Source organism: Nitrospira sp. (genome assembly GCA_005116745.1).
Taxonomy (GTDB): Bacteria; Nitrospirota; Nitrospiria; order Nitrospirales; family Nitrospiraceae; genus Nitrospira_D.
Genome location: SWDS01000002.1, coordinates 129,840 through 145,975, shown reverse-complemented (window position 1 = coordinate 145,975; position 16,136 = coordinate 129,840). Strand labels below are relative to the sequence as shown.

At 52.5% G+C, this 16,136-nt stretch carries 16 protein-coding genes; all 16 read left to right on the top strand.

Annotation, left to right across the window (positions count from 1 at the left end):
* Window positions 1–33 precede the first annotated feature (33 nt).
* The gene (locus tag E8D52_02775) at window positions 34–570 is read left to right on the top strand and encodes a UpxY family transcription antiterminator (protein TKB69993.1); all 537 of its coding nucleotides are present in this window, start codon (window positions 34–36) and stop codon (window positions 568–570) included.
* Between the two features lie 122 nt (window positions 571–692).
* A complete protein-coding gene (locus E8D52_02770) occupies window positions 693–1,169 on the top strand; it encodes an NUDIX domain-containing protein (protein ID TKB69992.1) in 477 nt (158 codons plus the stop codon).
* A gap of 12 nt (window positions 1,170–1,181) precedes the next feature.
* Window positions 1,182–2,669, top strand: a complete 1,488-nt coding sequence (locus tag E8D52_02765) for a hypothetical protein (protein TKB69991.1) — start codon at window positions 1,182–1,184, stop codon at window positions 2,667–2,669.
* Between the two features lie 105 nt (window positions 2,670–2,774).
* Complete coding sequence (locus E8D52_02760) at window positions 2,775–3,710, top strand: glycosyltransferase (GenBank protein TKB69990.1); 936 nt, start codon at window positions 2,775–2,777, stop codon at window positions 3,708–3,710.
* A gap of 157 nt (window positions 3,711–3,867) precedes the next feature.
* Complete coding sequence (locus E8D52_02755; GenBank protein TKB70358.1) at window positions 3,868–5,394, top strand: radical SAM protein; 1,527 nt, start codon at window positions 3,868–3,870, stop codon at window positions 5,392–5,394.
* Window positions 5,395–5,442: 48 nt separating this feature from the next.
* A complete protein-coding gene (locus tag E8D52_02750) occupies window positions 5,443–6,444 on the top strand; it encodes a kinase (protein TKB69989.1) in 1,002 nt (333 codons plus the stop codon).
* A gap of 5 nt (window positions 6,445–6,449) precedes the next feature.
* Window positions 6,450–7,424 (top strand): GDP-L-fucose synthase, encoded by a 975-nt coding sequence (locus E8D52_02745; protein TKB69988.1) that lies wholly within the window; start codon window positions 6,450–6,452, stop codon window positions 7,422–7,424.
* Window positions 7,425–7,524: 100 nt separating this feature from the next.
* Window positions 7,525–8,124 carry a hypothetical protein gene (locus tag E8D52_02740; protein ID TKB69987.1) on the top strand — a complete coding sequence of 200 codons (600 nt, stop codon included), beginning with the start codon at window positions 7,525–7,527 and terminating at the stop codon, window positions 8,122–8,124.
* A gap of 202 nt (window positions 8,125–8,326) precedes the next feature.
* The gene (locus tag E8D52_02735) at window positions 8,327–8,863 is read left to right on the top strand and encodes a hypothetical protein (protein ID TKB69986.1); all 537 of its coding nucleotides are present in this window, start codon (window positions 8,327–8,329) and stop codon (window positions 8,861–8,863) included.
* A gap of 80 nt (window positions 8,864–8,943) precedes the next feature.
* Window positions 8,944–10,098: a DegT/DnrJ/EryC1/StrS aminotransferase family protein gene (locus E8D52_02730; GenBank protein ID TKB70357.1), complete on the top strand. Its 1,155-nt coding sequence runs from the start codon at window positions 8,944–8,946 to the stop codon at window positions 10,096–10,098.
* A 7-nt stretch (window positions 10,099–10,105) separates the two neighbouring features.
* A complete protein-coding gene (locus tag E8D52_02725; protein TKB69985.1) occupies window positions 10,106–10,807 on the top strand; it encodes a phosphohexose mutase in 702 nt (233 codons plus the stop codon).
* A 42-nt stretch (window positions 10,808–10,849) separates the two neighbouring features.
* Window positions 10,850–11,788, top strand: a complete 939-nt coding sequence (locus tag E8D52_02720; protein TKB69984.1) for an SDR family oxidoreductase — start codon at window positions 10,850–10,852, stop codon at window positions 11,786–11,788.
* 86 nt (window positions 11,789–11,874) lie between these two features.
* The gene (locus tag E8D52_02715; protein ID TKB69983.1) at window positions 11,875–12,669 is read left to right on the top strand and encodes an ABC transporter permease; all 795 of its coding nucleotides are present in this window, start codon (window positions 11,875–11,877) and stop codon (window positions 12,667–12,669) included.
* 18 nt (window positions 12,670–12,687) lie between these two features.
* Entirely contained in the window at window positions 12,688–14,022 is a 1,335-nt protein-coding gene (locus E8D52_02710; protein TKB69982.1) for an ABC transporter ATP-binding protein, read from the top strand.
* A 246-nt stretch (window positions 14,023–14,268) separates the two neighbouring features.
* On the top strand, window positions 14,269–15,540 hold the full coding sequence (locus E8D52_02705; GenBank protein TKB69981.1) for a glycosyltransferase: 1,272 nt from the start codon (window positions 14,269–14,271) through the stop codon (window positions 15,538–15,540).
* 32 nt (window positions 15,541–15,572) lie between these two features.
* The gene (locus E8D52_02700; GenBank protein TKB69980.1) at window positions 15,573–16,034 is read left to right on the top strand and encodes a hypothetical protein; all 462 of its coding nucleotides are present in this window, start codon (window positions 15,573–15,575) and stop codon (window positions 16,032–16,034) included.
* Window positions 16,035–16,136: the final 102 nt, after the last annotated feature.

The window sequence follows — 16,136 nt, the reverse complement described above, 5'->3', positions numbered from 1 at the left end:
TTTTCTATGTACTGTAAGTGAGAGGGCGAAGCTGTGTCCGATGACAACGTCAATAGGGACAAGGAGCCCAGTCAAACCAGCAGCCTGCACTGGTATGCCCTACGGACTAAGTCTCGTCACGAAAAACTGGTGCGGGATCAGTTGGACAAACAAGGAATCGAGCCGTTGCTTCCGACGGTCAAACGGCTGAGCCAGTGGAAGGATCGAAAGAAGGAAATCGAGATCCCGCTGTTTTCCGGCTACTGTTTCGTGCGGTTTTCTCAACAGGAGAAGGCACCGGTGCAACAGACGACAGGTGTTGTCGAAATTGTTGGCAGCGGAAGTCGTCCTGAAGCGATCCCGGAGCAGGAAATTGATGCACTCCGCCGTCTCATGACGAGCGTCCTCCCGTACGATCCACATCCCTATCTCCATGAAGGCATGAAGGTGGAAGTCGTTCGTGGCCCCCTGCAGGGGGTTCTCGGAATTCTGATGCGAAAAGAGAAGCGACACCGTTTAGTGATCGGAGTGCACCTGATTCAACAAGCGGCGGCAGTCGAAATCGATGTGAATGATGTGGTGCCGGTGTGAGAAGCCTGTAGTCGAGCTGGACGCTCTCTTTCCTACAATCAAGTAATCCATTCCGTCGGCTGCTATAAAGAGCCTGATCAGCTCGGTCAAATTTTAAAGAGCATGATGTTGGGACCGTCTGTATGAACCAGTTCGAGATTTGCGCAATGTACGGGAACACCGTTGTGGAGGGGATGCGGGTGCGCGTGGGAGTCGGAGTGGTCGTTCGAGGGCCAGAAGAAGCCATACTGTTGGAAAAGCGTCGCGATTGCGGATGGTGGGGATTGCCTGGAGGAAAGGTCGAGCCGGGTGAGTCTCTGATTGACGCAGCCGTACGCGAGGTGCTGGAAGAGACCGGCCTCACTGTGGAGGTCACGCATCTGATCGGTGTGTATTCAGACCCTGCTGGTCGCATCGTGACCTATCCGGACAATGGGGATGTGGTTCAGTTGGTCGATGTCGTCGTTGGTGCGCGAGTGTTGTCCGGACGAATCGTATGTAGTCACGAGAGTGAAGAGGTACGGTTTTTCTCCCCATCTCAATTGCCGGAACAGATTGTGCCTCCGGCGCGGCAACCCCTTGCTGACGCATTCGAAGGGCGATGTGGAGTTCTGCGCTAGGATAGCCGCATCATGACACCCTTTCGTGACATCATCATTCTTGGTCTTGGACGAGCGCTCCAAGTCCTCGCTGGGCTTATCACCATCAAGACCGCAACGACGGTGTTGTCGCCCGGTGAGGTTGGAAGCATGAACCAGCTGATGAGCCTTGCCATTCTCGGAACGTCTGCTTTGTTAATGCCCATGACGGCCTATATCGGTCGTGGATGTCTGGAGTGGATGGATGCTGGAGTATTAAGTCAAAGGCTGGGATCCTATCTGCTTATTATCCTCGCTGTTGCTCTGGCCTGTGGTTCAGTTGTGTGGGCGATTCAGACGCAGCTGATGGTAGTTTCAGGAATGGCTCCAGTCTGGGTTGCAGGCTTAGTCGTGCTCTATACGGTGGGTTTTTCGCTTCATACGATGGGGAGTTCTGGGCTGAATCTCATAGGGCATCGATTTCTCTATGCTCTGTTCATGAACATCGCGGCGTGGGGAGGGCTCCTTCTCGCATTATGGTGGTCGAAACAGGATGCAAGTCCTGAGATATGGCTGCTCGGAATCTTCTGCGGATTTCTTCTTTCGTCTCTTTCTTATGTGCTGTTAGATCGGTACGCCAGAGAGGTTGTTTCGGTGAGTACATCTCAGCCGCTGGATGTCCTCCCATTCGATTGGAAGACGATATCCATGTTCGTGGGGCCGCAGGCGATCGCGTTTCTGTTTTTCTGGATTCAGACACAAAGTTATCGGTTTGTGCTTAGCTGGGTTGCCGACATTGCGACTGTTGGACTATTTGCAGCAGGGTATATGATCTGCTCAGTCCCCATGCAGACGTTTGAAAACCTCTTCAACGAGTTTTACAGTCCGACATTGTTTCGAGCCCTCAAGGGGCAAGACAGGGAGGGGATCGCGCAGGTATGGAATGCCTATGCGGCGGCCTACATTCCTGCTGTCATTCTGTTTGGTGCATTCCTCATCGGGAACGCAGCATTTCTGGTGAAGCTCCTCTTGGGGGAGCAGTTTCAAGTAATCGCCTCGATTCTTATCTGGCCCGCATTAACGGAAACGTTTAGAGCCATCTCCTCGACGCTTCACCAGCTTGGGTTGGCAAAAGTCGATATGACCGTCAACATCGTACCTTTCGTGATCGGTGCGTTCGTCGCGCCTACGCTCGTCTACCTTCTCGCTCCCTCTGAGCCTCTGATGGGAACGGCGTTGGCGCTTCTAGCGGCTGCAGGGGCTGCATTGACTGCGGTGATTCCCATCAGTCGTCGCGCTTTGCCGGTGATATGGCCGGTTCGGCGAATCCTGTATGCGGCAGCATTAGCTGTTCCATTGTGTCTCCTGGGACGTGCGATGGGTGCCGGATTTGGGGAGTTATCTGAAGGCAAGGCCATAATCGCGCTGGTCATCTCTGGGCTCGCCATGGTGTTTCTGCAATATGTCATGGCGAAGGAATGGATTCGTCAAGTTCGCCCTGAGGTGAGTGGAATCTGTGATGAAATCAGGGCTGGTCCTTAATGAGAGCGCCCTTAAAGCCGAATGCGTTCCGCCTGTGACATTAGATTTCCTTCGAGCCGAGGGCTATCTATGCCCTGTTCGTCCATCTGATCATGCAGACTAAAGATGAGTGAAGATCTTATCGATGTCGCGCAACCAGTGCTCTCGATTGTGACCCCGTCCCTCAATCATGGACATTTTCTCCGGCAAACGATCGAAAGTGTGGCGGCACAGACTTTTCGAAGCATTGAGCACATTGTTGTTGATGGAGGATCATCAGATGGGACGGTAGAGATTCTCAAAGAATTTCCCCACGTCCGCTGGATCTCGGAGCGGGATGAGCACGTCGTGGAGGCCTATCAAAAGGCTTTGGCCATGGCGAGAGGTCAATACATCATTCAGTGCTGCGTCTCGGATGGTTTTCTCGATCTGAATTGGTTCCGAAAATGCGTCGAGATTCTGGAAGAGGATAAGGAGGTCTCACTGGTATGGGGGTTTGCTCAAACCATGTCCGAGGACGGAGATCTGCTGAATGTCTGCTTTCAGGATTTTTTTGCAGATCCACCTCCACAGAAGCAAGACTCTCTGGCGTTTTGGCTGGCAAGCGGATTTCCGTTACCGGAAGGCAACTATTGTGTGCGGAGTGAAGTGCTTAAGACGTGGTTTCCGGACAGGCAATCGAGCGATTGGTTTCGAACCTGCCCGCATCTCGGTTTCATGTACAGATTTTTCACACAGGGGTATAGCCCATATTTTATTCCGGTGGTTGCAAATTTCGGTCGTTTGCACCACGATCAGCGCAGTCAGCGTTTGAGCGATGTGGAGAAGCCTGGACAAGTCGCCTATCGTAAAGCTGTAAAAGCGTACGGCAAGAGCATCTTAAGAGGAAGTACGATTCATCGATTTCGAGATGGCAAGGCACAGGTAGTTGGGCAGATTCACCCGCAGGACCTCCCTTCGCTGAGGAGGAAGATGTGGCGGCATCGGTTACTCCGTTCCCGTCTGCTCCGAATAGACCCCTATACTCTGGTGGCAAAGCTCAGCGCACGAATGTTCAGTTGAAGCGGGCCACGGTGACTTTTTAGCTCGTGTTTTTTATAATTGCAGTTATTTAGTGGGCCTAGCATGATGAACAGGCCGTTCTCGTGGAAAATATCCCATTACAAATCGAGGAGAGGTAGAGAGAGTGATGGCCACATCACGCATGCCTTCTAAAAGGCTGGATGTGCTCTTCGTCAACGCCGATTCGTCGTTGCAAGCGTATCAAGGATTGGCGAAGACCTATTCGGCAATTGAACCTCCGACATGGGCACTATTGCTTGCTCAGTCATGTCGAGCGAAGGGCTTCGGCGTGGCGATTCTGGATTGTGACGCCGAAAAGTTATCGTTGTCCGATGCCGTGAGTCAGATTCAGAGTGCGAACCCTCGCCTGATCGTGTTCGTGGTGTACGGACAAAATCCCAATTCCGGAACGACTGGCATGATCGGGGCTAGTGCGCTTGCCAGCGAAGTCAAACAACAGCATCCGAATCTCTCTGTCTGTTTCGTAGGGTCTCACACCAGTGCCTTGCCGATGGATGTCCTGCAGCTTCCGTTCGTCGATTTCGTGCTCCTGAACGAAGGTGTGTATGCGCTGCACAATCTTCTGCGCACTGACCTCCGTTCCGGGCTGGAGGCCGTGAAGGGGATTGGATATAAGACAGGCGATCCCAGGGAAACGCGTCGACCGATCTTGAATGAGCCGCAAGCAGTCGTTCCGCAAGATCGAATGGACATCGATATGCCGGGTTACGCGTGGGATCTTCTGCCATACCGGACGCGTCCGCTGGATTTGTATCGGGCGCATTTTTGGCATGCTGAGTTCGATCATGAGAAGCGTACGCCCTTCGCAGCGATCTACACATCCTTGGGATGCACGTTTGCCTGTGATTTCTGCATGATCAACATCATCAATCGTGTCGATAATGGCAGTTCAGTTGATGCGGCGCAGTCCCGTGGCATGCGTTTCTGGAGCGCGAAGCTCATTGCCGGAGAGCTGGAGAAGCTGGCGGAGATGGGGGTGGAAACCATCCGCATCAGCGACGAAATGTTCTTCTTGAATCGGAAGTACTACGAGCCTCTGTTGCAGGACATTATCCAACGCAATTTGGCTTTGCGGATGTGGGCCTACGCCAGAGTCGATACGGTACGCCACGAATATATCGACCTGTTTAGGCGAGCCGGCATCAATTGGCTGGCGCTTGGCATCGAAGCCGGCAACCAAACGGTGCGGCAAGAGGTCTCGAAGGGATCTTTCCAAGAAGTCAATATCCGGGCGGTGTGCGATAAAGTGCGGGCTGAGGGGATGAACGTCATCAGTAACTATATTTTTGGATTTCCTGACGATACGCTGGAGACGATGAGGGAGACATTGGATCTAGCGCTTGAACTGAACACTGAAATGGCCAATATGTATCCCTGTCAAGCCTTGCCGGGAAGTCCGATGTACCACATGGCCAAAGACCAAGGGTGGAAGCTGCCGGAGAGCTATAGCGGGTACGCCTTCCTGTCGTACGATAGTCAGCCTCTTCCGACAAAACATGTCACGGCAACGGAGGTGCTGAAGTTTCGGGATGAGGCATGGCAACAGTACTTTTCGAATCCCGCGTACCTGAAATTGGTTGAAACGAAGTTTGGAGAGAACGAGCGGGCAAACGTCGAAGCCATGGCCAAGGTCCGGTTGCATCGAAAATTACTCGGTGATTAATTCGAACTCTATGCCTAGGCGTAAGGGGAAAACGCAGGATCTTCCAGCATGATCATTACAAGGACACCCTTCCGCATTTCATTTTTCGGCGGCGGCACCGACTATCCGGCTTGGTATCAGGAGCATGGCGGAGTTGTGTTGGCGACCTCGATCGATAAATATTGCCATATCAGCTGCCGGTATCTCCCGCCTTTCTTCGAGCACAAGCACCGCATCGTCTATTCGATTATCGAGAATGTGCGTCGTGTGGAGGAGATCAAGCACCCGGCCGTCCGGGCCATTCTTGCATGGGCAGGGTGCGACGATCAGGGGCTTGAGATTCATCACGACGGCGATTTACCTGCGCGATCAGGCCTTGGCTCCAGTTCGTCGTTTACGGTTGGCTTGATTCATGCGTTAACAGCCTTGCGGGGCAGATACATTCCGAAAGACGAGCTTGCCGCCCAAGCGATCAATATGGAACAGCACATCATCAAGGAGAATGTCGGGTCACAGGATCAGATTTCGGCTGCATTCGGAGGGTTCAATCGAATCGACTTCAAGCGGAACGATACCTTCCAGGTCTCACCTATTATCCTGGCGAAGGACCGGTTGCATGAGTTTCAATCACATCTGATGCTGTGTTTTACCGGATTCTCACGAATCGCGTCGGAGGTCGCCAAATCAAAGATCGACAACTTCAAGAATCGAGAGGCAGAGCTCCATCGCATGAAGGAGATGGTCGATGAAGCCATCATGATCCTTCAGAACCCCAGGATACCGATCGAGGAGGTCGGCAGGTTACTTCATCAGAGCTGGCTCTGTAAACGCAGCCTTTCCGACAGGGTCTCCACGCCTGAAATCGACCATCTGTATGAGGAGGCGATGCGAGTGGGTGCTGTGGGCGGAAAGATCCTTGGCGCTGGTGGGGGAGGATTCTTGCTGTTGTTTGTGAAACCTGAATTGCAGGCAAAAGTTCATGATCGGTTGAAGCATCTGGTGCATGTCCCGTTTCGGTTTGAAAACACGGGCAGCCGTGTCGTGCTGTACCAACCTCAAGGGCTTTTCTGAACGCGATGATATCGCATGATGCCACCATTTATGTCGCAGGCCACGCCGGTCTCATCGGATCGGCAGTCGTCCGGCGGTTGGAGCGGGATGGGCATCGCACTCCGATCACGAGGCAGCGCAGTGAAGTGGATCTGCGGGATGCCGGGCAGGTTTCTGAGTTCTTCGAGGAGGTCCATCCGGAGTATGTGATTCTCGCTGCCGGACGAGTTGGCGGAATAATGGAAAATCAGACATGTCCCGCTGATTTCATGGATGAGAATATCGCCATTCAGCTCAATGTGCTGATGGCTGCACGTCGGGTCGGCGTGCAGCGGCTGATTCTTTTCGGTTCTTCCTGTATGTATCCCAGAGAATGCTCCCAGCCGATGGCTGAACATGCACTCTTATCGGGCAAGCCTGAACCGACGAGCCTGCCGTACGCGATTTCTAAGCTCGCAGGGACGTATCTGTGTTTGGCGTATAACAAGCAAGACCATGCAACCCGCTTCATTCCGGTGATCCCGAATAGTGCCTATGGGCCGCACGACAATTTTGACCCGAAATCAGCGCATGTCTTGTCCGCGCTGATGGCACGCTTTCATCAGGCCAAGGTGAGTGGGGCCGAATCGGTCGCTTTATGGGGAAGCGGCTCACCGAGACGGGAATTCATCCATGCAGACGATATCGCTGATGCTTGTGTGCATCTCATGAGCCAAGACGAACTTGCCGTCGAGCTTCCTCTTAACATTGGAGTGGGACAGGATGTCTCAATTAAGGAATTGGCGGAGATGATAGCCCACGTCGCCGGCTATCGAGGCGAACTTGAATGGGATCTGACAAAACCCGACGGCGCTCCTCGGAAACTACTTGATAGCACGCGAATCCAGTCGCTGGGATGGAAGCCCCACATTGGGCTTGCCGAGGGCTTGGCGGAGACCTACCGATGGTATGTGAGGCAGGTTGAGACGGCGACCGGATCCATGCCGGAGGTCCGTAGATAAACGAATGGGCATTGTCGTCTGGCCCGTTGCGCGGTGAGATGGTCGGAGATACGGCACTAACGGTCTGCGCATCGATGCGCAGCATGCGAAGGATGGGGAGATGACAAAAGACGAGTTAATCGAATTTGAAGAAGAGATTGCCACGTTGTTCAATGCAGGAAAGATTCGTGCGCCTATTCATCTGTATTTTGGAAATGAAGAGGCGATGATCCGAGTCTTTCGCAATATTCGCACTCAGGACTGGGTATTTTGCTCGTGGCGCTCGCATTATCAGTGCTTGTTGAAGGGGGTCCCGAAAGATTCTGTCCGAGATGAGATCGTGGCCGGCCGGTCCATTTCCCTCTGCTTCCCCGAGCAGCGTGTGTTCTCCTCGGCCATTGTCGGCGGTGTCTTGCCGATCGCCGTCGGCGCAGCAATGTCGATTCAGCGGCGTGGAGAGGATGCCAAAGTCTACTGCTTCATGGGCGATATGACAGCCGAGACAGGGATTGCGCACGAGGCGATCAAGTACAGCCGAAACCATCACTTGCCGATCCACTTCATTATTGAGGACAACGCAAAATCAGTCTGTACCGATACCAGAGAGGCTTGGAATCAGCCTCGCCTGAGTTTTGAAGATGCAGCCGACGAGTACATCAGCTACTACCGTTATGAAACGAAGTATCCGCATGCCGGCGCCGGTGTGCGAGTCCAGTTCTAGCAGGATGTTGAAAAAGTCCTCCAGCTTCGTTCTCGCATCGCACGCCTCGCAAAGTCGGCGATGCGGGCTCAGAGGCTCAATGTACCGAGCGTACGTTCGCCTTTTCGCTCACTGCGGCCTTGCTGGCCGGCCTTTTTGAACATCCTGTACGCCATGATTTGCGACTACCAAAAAGATTTTCAACAGCCTTCTAAGGTGAGACATGAAATATTTTGATGAACTTCAGCGGTCGATGAATTTCCTGGCTCAGGACTCGCGGACGGTTTTTCTCGGACAAGCGGTGTCTGTTGCTGGAACGGCGATGAGCAACACGCTCAAGGAGGTACCCTCTGATCGTTTGATCGAGCTTCCGGTCGCCGAGGAGATGCAGATGGGAATGACCATCGGTTTGGCCCTGAGTGGGCTCGTTCCCGTGAGCATTTTCCCGCGATGGAATTTCCTCCTCTTAGCCATCAATCAATTGGTCAATCACTTGGACAAGATTCAGGTCATGTCCAACGGTGGGTACAGAACTAAAGCCATAATCCGGACGGGAATCGGGGCCCAGCGTCCGCTCCACCCGCAGCATCAGCATGTGGGTGACTTTACCGAGGCGATCCGCATGATGTGCAGTACGATCGAAGTTATTCGGCTGGAAGAACCCAAAGATGTCTTTCCGGCTTATGAGTGGGCGCTGCTGCGTGACGATGGACGCAGCACCGTCATTGTCGAGTATGGAGATTATTACAACGAGAAATAGCGGCGTCTGGTTGCAGAGGGGTGAAATCTGTATCGAGTGCTTCCGTGGGATGTGAATAGGTGTCTATGAAATATCCGTTGATGCGCAATAATATACTTCGTGAAGATCTGGATGCAGTGATCGAGCATCTCAAGCAGGAAGATCCGATCCTGACGCACGGTTCGAATGTGCGAGCCTTTGAGGCTGAATGGTCGGCCTGGTTGGGAGTGGCGCACAGCGTCTTTGTCAATTCCGGAGCGTCGGCGAATCTCTTGACAATGGCCATTCTGAAGATCCGCCATCCAGAAGGTGGAGAGGTGATCGTTCCGCCTTTAGCCTGGGTGTCCGATATCGCGTCGGTCTTGCAGAATGGGTTCACGCCGGTCTTCGTCGATATCGATCCTCGAACCCTGGGGATGGATCCGGACAAGATTTGCGCCGCGATCACGGAACGGACCCGTGCAGTCTTCCTGACTCACGTGCAAGGCTTCGATGGGCTGGAGGACCGGCTATTGAACGAGTTGCAGCAGCGGCGTGTTCCACTGATTGAGGACGTGTGCGAGTCGCACGGGGCCACGCATCATGGCAGAAGGTTGGGAAGTTTTGGGTGGATCTCGAATTTCTCCTTCTACTACGCGCACCACATGAGCACGATTGAGGGGGGGATGATCTGCACGAATGATCAGGAGGTCTATCAGCAGGTTCGCATGTTGCGGTCTCATGGTATGGTCCGCGAAGCCAATGATCCGGCGGTCCAAGCGGCCTACCGATCCGCCAATCCTGAATTGAATCCTGACTTCATTTTTGCATTCCCGGCCTATAACACCAGGAATACAGAGATCGGCGGTATCCTGGGTCGAAGCCAACTGAAGCGTCTGGATCGTAACGTGAAGCGTCGGACGGAAAACCTCCTACGGTTTCTGCGGCAGCTTGATTCCGATCGATACCGCACCGATTTCAAGGTAGAAGGGTCAAGTAATTACGCGTTTAATCTCATCCTGACACGTCCGGACAACGCATTGGTCGAGCGACTCATGAGAGTGATGCGCGAGGCGGGCATCGAGTTTCGGCGTGGGAGCGCGGGCGGAGGCAATCAAATTCGCCAGCCGTATCTCAAAGGCGTTGTGCCGAAAGATCACCATCTGCAGTTTCCGGAAACCGAGCGCGTTCACTTTTACGGTTTCTACATCGGGAACTATCCAGATCTGCGCGATGAGGAGATTGATGAGTTGTGCAAGGTGCTAAACTCCGCGTGAGACCGTCATGCCCTCGGCCGTGATTCTTGCCGGCGGGCTCGGGACCAGGTTGCGCAGCGCCGTGCCCGACCTTCCGAAGCCCATGGCTCCGATCAGCGGACGCCCATTTCTTGAATATCAACTCGATTATTGGATCAGCCAGGGGGTGAGCCGATTCGTGTTGTCCGTCGGGTACCGACATGAAGCCATCACGGCGCATTTTGGGGCTCGATACAAAGGTGTGGACCTGGAATACGCTATTGAGGAACAGCCATTGGGTACTGGCGGTGCGTTTCTGCTTGCCGCAGAGAAAACTGGCCTTCGAGAGCCATTTTTGCTTCTGAATGGAGACACCTACTTCGGGGTGGACTGGAGTGTATTGAATGCCTATGCCCTGGAACATGACGCAGACTGGGGCTTGTCCTTGTTTAGAACGAGTGAGCAGGGGCGGTACATGGGCATCGAGCTGTCGTCTGAGGGACGGATTACGTCGCTGAAATCGGGCGTAGAGCAAGGGGCTCGTCTTGCCAACGGGGGAGTCTATTGGGTGCACCCACGCGTATTGTCCGGGGCTCGGACTTTCGGTGAAAAGCTGTCCTTAGAAAACGACCTGTTTCCAGGCGCACTCGCGGCAGGGCAGCGGTTGTTTGGGATCGAGTTCGCGGGCACGTTTATCGACATCGGTGTGCCTGACGACTATCATCGAGCCGCCACCCTGCTAGCTGGCTAGGTTTGTGCGATCATGGCTCAATCAACAGAAAAGGACACATCTATGAATTTCAACATCCTTGTCACGGGCGGCGCGGGTTATCTTGGCTCTACCATGGTCCCAGATCTTCTTCAGCTCGGCCACAAGGTGACGGTGTTGGACAGCTTCATGTACAAGCAGTCCAGCCTCAACCATATGTGCCATCATCCCAACTTTTCGGTCGTGAGAGGCGATATTCGGATCGAAAGTGTCATGGCACCGTTGATCAAGAAGGCCGATATTGTGATTCCGTTGGCCGCGCTGGTGGGGGCGCCGATGTGCAGCCAGGATCCGGTGGGTGCGACCACCGTCAACCATGACGCCATAGTTCTGATGCTGAAGCTGCTGTCGAAGCAGCAGATGGTGTTGATGCCGACCACCAACAGCGCCTATGGCACCGGGGATAAAAATAACTTCTGTACAGAAGAGTCACCGCTCAATCCAATTTCCCTCTATGCAAAGGAAAAAGTGGGCATCGAGAAGGAGCTGATGCAGCGAGGAAACGCGATCAGTTTTCGCCTGGCCACGGTGTTTGGAATGTCGCCGCGCATGCGGATCGATCTGCTCGTGAACGATTTCACGTACCGGGCCGTCCATGATCGATTCGTAGTCTTGTTCGAAAGTTCCTTCAAGCGCAATTACGTGCATGTGCGCGATGTGTCGCGTGTGTTCCAGCATGCCATCGAGCATTTCGACAAGATGAAAGGCCAGATCTACAACGTCGGCCTGTCCGATGCCAACGTGTCGAAGCGCGAGTTGTGCGAACACATTCAGGAACAGGTTTCGGACTTTGTGTTCCTCGATGCTCCGGTCGGCAAGGACCCGGATCAACGGAACTATATTGTGTCCAACGCCAAAATCGAAGCCGCCGGATTCAAAACGATGTACTCGCTTGATGCGGGAATCAGCGACTTGATCAAGGGCTACACGATGATCAAGAACACGCGATATGGGAATGTGTAAGGCGCGATGCATGCTTATAGATTGCAGGAAGGTGTGTTGATCAGTCGCCTCAATAGAATGCAAGTTCACTTTACAGCGGGCAACAGGTGGCGCTGATTCTTCAGCTGTTTCGCAATCTGTATCGCCACCAGACCATGATTCTGGCCCTGGCAACTCGAGATTTGCAGAGTAGGTATGCGGGGACACTTGCTGGGATTCTATGGACTTTTGCACACCCGGTAGCCGTCATATTCATATTCTATTTCGTCTTTGCCATCGGATTTCGGTCACAGGGGCCGGGTAATACACCATTCATTCTTTGGTTTGTCTCTGGCTTTGTGCCATGGCTGTTTTTCAATGAATCGCTGACATTGATCACGGATTCCGTCGTCCGGAACGCACATTTTATCAAGAAGACCGTCTTTCCCTCAGAAGTTCTCGCAATAGTCCATTTGACGGCAAGTCTAGTCCCTCACGGAGTCTTCACGGTCCTCTTGGCCGGGATGTTGGCGTACTATCACGTCACGTTTCATCTCTCTATGCTCTTGATGCTCTACTTTGTTTTCTGCACCTGTGTCCTCGTCGTAGGGTTAGGCTGGTTTCTGTCAGCTATCCAAGTATTCTATAGGGACATCTCCCATGGGCTTGGTATTGGGTTGAACCTCTTGTTTTGGGCGACCCCCATCGTCTGGTCACCTGATAATCTGCCAGAACAGTACCAACCGATATTGCGGTATAACCCTCTCGACTATATTATTCAGGGGTATCGTGGTGTGTTGGTCTCCCATCAGTTTCCAGACATTGGCCAGACTTTGTACTTTTGGAGCGTTGCACTCCTTTTTCTTCTAACGGGCGCCTACGTGTTCGGTCGACTCAAGCCGCAATTCGCCGACGTAATGTAGCGCCGCCTACATCATCAGATGATTGCAATTTCAGTTAGGAATGTATCCAAGAAATTCAGACTCTTCGCTTCTCCACAGGAGCGACTTTTCGAGACGTTCCATCCATTCCGGAAACGGTATCACCGAGAGTTTTTGGCTCTCAATGAGGTCAGCATTGATATCCCCAAGGGGAAGACCATCGGAATTATCGGACGAAACGGATCAGGAAAATCCACCCTTCTTCAGATCATTGCGGGAATAGTCCAACCTACAAACGGCAGCGTGGTTGTGAATGGGAGAGTCGCGGCATTGCTCGAGCTCGGCGCTGGGTTCAATCCCGACTTCACAGGACGTGACAATGTGATGCTGAATGGCGCATTACTCGGAATCTCTCGTGATGAGATGATCGAGCGCATGCCGCACATTCAAGCGTTTGCCGACATCGGGGAGTTTTTCGATCAGCCCGTCAAAACATATTCATCGGGGATGTTTGTGCGGGCTGCGTTTGCAGCCACGATTCACGTAGACCCTGATGTTCTGATAATTGATGAGGCATTGGCAGTAGGAGATGCGAAGTTTCAACATAAGTGTTATGAGCATTTGTCGGCCTTGCGCGAGCGAGGTATCACGATCTTGTTCGTTACTCACAGTATGGCGTTGATCACAACTTATGCGCAGCAGGCGGTTTTGCTTGATCAGGGAAAGATGATAGCAACCGGGGAGCCTGGGTTGATTGTCGATAAGTATCACGAGCTGCTCTTTGGCAGGAATAGCTTGTCGGAAGGCTCACATAGCATAACGATAAGAGAAGAGATAGGTGGAGCAAATAGGATGGTTTCGGAAATGGCAAGTACTCACTCGATGGCGGATGTTTGTCATGGCCGGAAAAGCTACAATAAGACCGAGACGCGATTTGGCAACGGCGACGCTAAGATCGTAGATTATGCACTCCAATGTGAAGGCTTGTGGGATGTCGTTGATGTCTCTTTCCGATCCATGCTCAATATTTATGTGAAGGCGGCATTCTTTAGAGATGTACAGGAGCCCGCAGTTGGATTTTGCATCAAGACGGTGGAGGGAATATATGTCTATGCCACAAATACAATCATTATGGGAGAGCAATTAAAGCCAATCTCTGGCGGAGAGGCACGAGTCTTTAAATTTGCGTTCGTTCTTAGCATAAGTCCTGGAGATTATTTTCTTGATCTTGGTGTGATGCAGGTAGATGGCACACGGGGCGGATGTGTATTGGATGTTCGCCGATCGATTGCGCACTGCTTGGTGTGCTTGGACCGCGACCGACCATTTGACGGTCTTGTCGATCTTGCGACGAACTTCGAGGTCCTTGAGGAGCAGTTTTATTCGCGATCTTGATCTCACGAGCAAGACTTTTGAAGAAGCAATTATGCGCCATTCGAATGTTCGATAGAGGCTGAGCGCATTGAAGTGAACTTCTCAAGCTCATTATGCGGTGTCGTATTCATGCGCTTTCAAGCCCAGTGCGAAAGTCGCTGGGAATCGTGTTGCTCTCCATTCTAGTTCTAGCAATTGAGCGAAGTAGATGATTCTACGCCTCAATTATTGTGTTCGTTAAACAGACCTTCTCAGGATATTATTTCGATGATTGTTCACAAAAGCGTATCGCCTTCCTCTCCCCGCCTATCCATCATTCTATTAGATTGGGGATGTCGCGAGAGGTTCACCACTCTGGATTGGCTGCTACAACAAGATGTGCCGAAAGATAAGTATGAGCTGATATGGGTGGAAGTCTATGACCGCGTCGTCGACGAAGTGTTGAAGAAGGCAGATGTCGTCATCACGTGCAACCAACAGGGTATCTATCACAAACATGTCGGTTATAACGTCGGCTTGTTGCATGCGCGTGGTGAGCTGATCTGTGTGTGCGATAGCGATGCGGTGTTTCCGCCTGATTTCGTGCGTTCCGTATTTCGTTCATTTCAAATAGAGTCCGGGGGATCGGCTGTTCCACTGGTGCTTATGCACTATGAATGGCGCACGTCTCTCCTCTATCCCGAAGGACTGACCGACGCTGAGACACTCAAGGATAGCGAGCGCTGGCAATGGTGGCCTCTCATTGTCAATGAGGGTGCCTGTATGACAGTGCGTCGAGCCGACGCGATCCGATTCGGAGGTTTTGATGAACATCCCAGTTATCGAGGCTATCTATGTGGGCCTTATGATTTGGGGTGGCGCCTGATCAATGCCGGTTGGCAGGAAGTGTGGCATGATGAGGCTGTGGCGCTGTGGCACTTCGCTCATCCGGACCCAATTGGCACAAATGGCCAGCGGGCTTCCCTGAAACAGCTGCTGGAAAAGGCGTACCCACATATTAATGGCCACGCGCTGACGGCTGTGGAAGCGTTTTCCACAGGCCGATTTCAACCGCTTCGTGAAAATCACGATATCTGGGCTTTGCGGATGCGGAATCGGCGCATCGGTTCTGAGCTTGAAACTCGGTATGCCGACTTAACTGAGCAAAGCGGCTATTCACCTTGGGCGGTGTGGTCGTTATGGCTATCACTGGCGAAAGAAATCATCGGGCAGTATCTTGGAGATCGAATCTGGATTCCATTTCGCAAAGGTATTGTTTCGTTGCTAGGACCACGCGTCGCAGGAAGACTTCGCGCTATGTATCAAGATCGCATCCTTCCACGTCGAATCAATTATGAAGTGCCGGCAGACGCTCCGACGCTCCTGTGCTCTGTAAAGAGGTACAACCTCGTAAAATTCAAAGATGAGTATTTTGCTGTGCCAAAGAGTATTGGCCATCTTGATCTGTCGACGGACGAAGGAAGAGTTCACCCGGATCTACTGGTTGCCAGCAACTACGAAGTGATTCTAGAAAAAGTCCACGTGGCATCTAGGGGTTAGACCAGGTAGAGATCGATTCGGGAACGCTCATCATGGGGAATTCAAAAACTTATGACCTCTTTATTACTCATGCCTGGCGTTTTCATGAGGATTGGACGAAATTTACCGAACTGATGGACAAGATACCGGGGCTTCTTTGGCGGAACTTCAGCTTGCCGTGGCATGATCCAGCAATAAGTCCGAATACGGAAGCAGGAGGCCGATTTATTCGAACTTCTCTGGAAAGCCAGATTATTCCCGTGCATGTTGTTGTGCTGCTTGCCGGGGTGTATGAGATTCGGAGCGCCCGAGTTTGGGTTGATATGGAAGTTGAAATGGCAAAGAGACACAATAAGCCCATTATCGCCATGCCCGCGATCAACAAAAATTCGATACCGGATGAGCTGGCGGCGTTGTGCGACGCCAACAGCGGGTGGGACGGAGCACGATTGATCGCCACTATCGATGAAGTGCGATCTCTTCCCAAATATGCAACTCAGCCTGTAGGGCGATGATTTGGCTGTGACGCTTCAGTGGATGACGATAAAAGTTGATGATGACTCGAATGGGAACAGGCTGAAAGTTATTTGAGGGAGCATCCGTACGCATGTTGTATG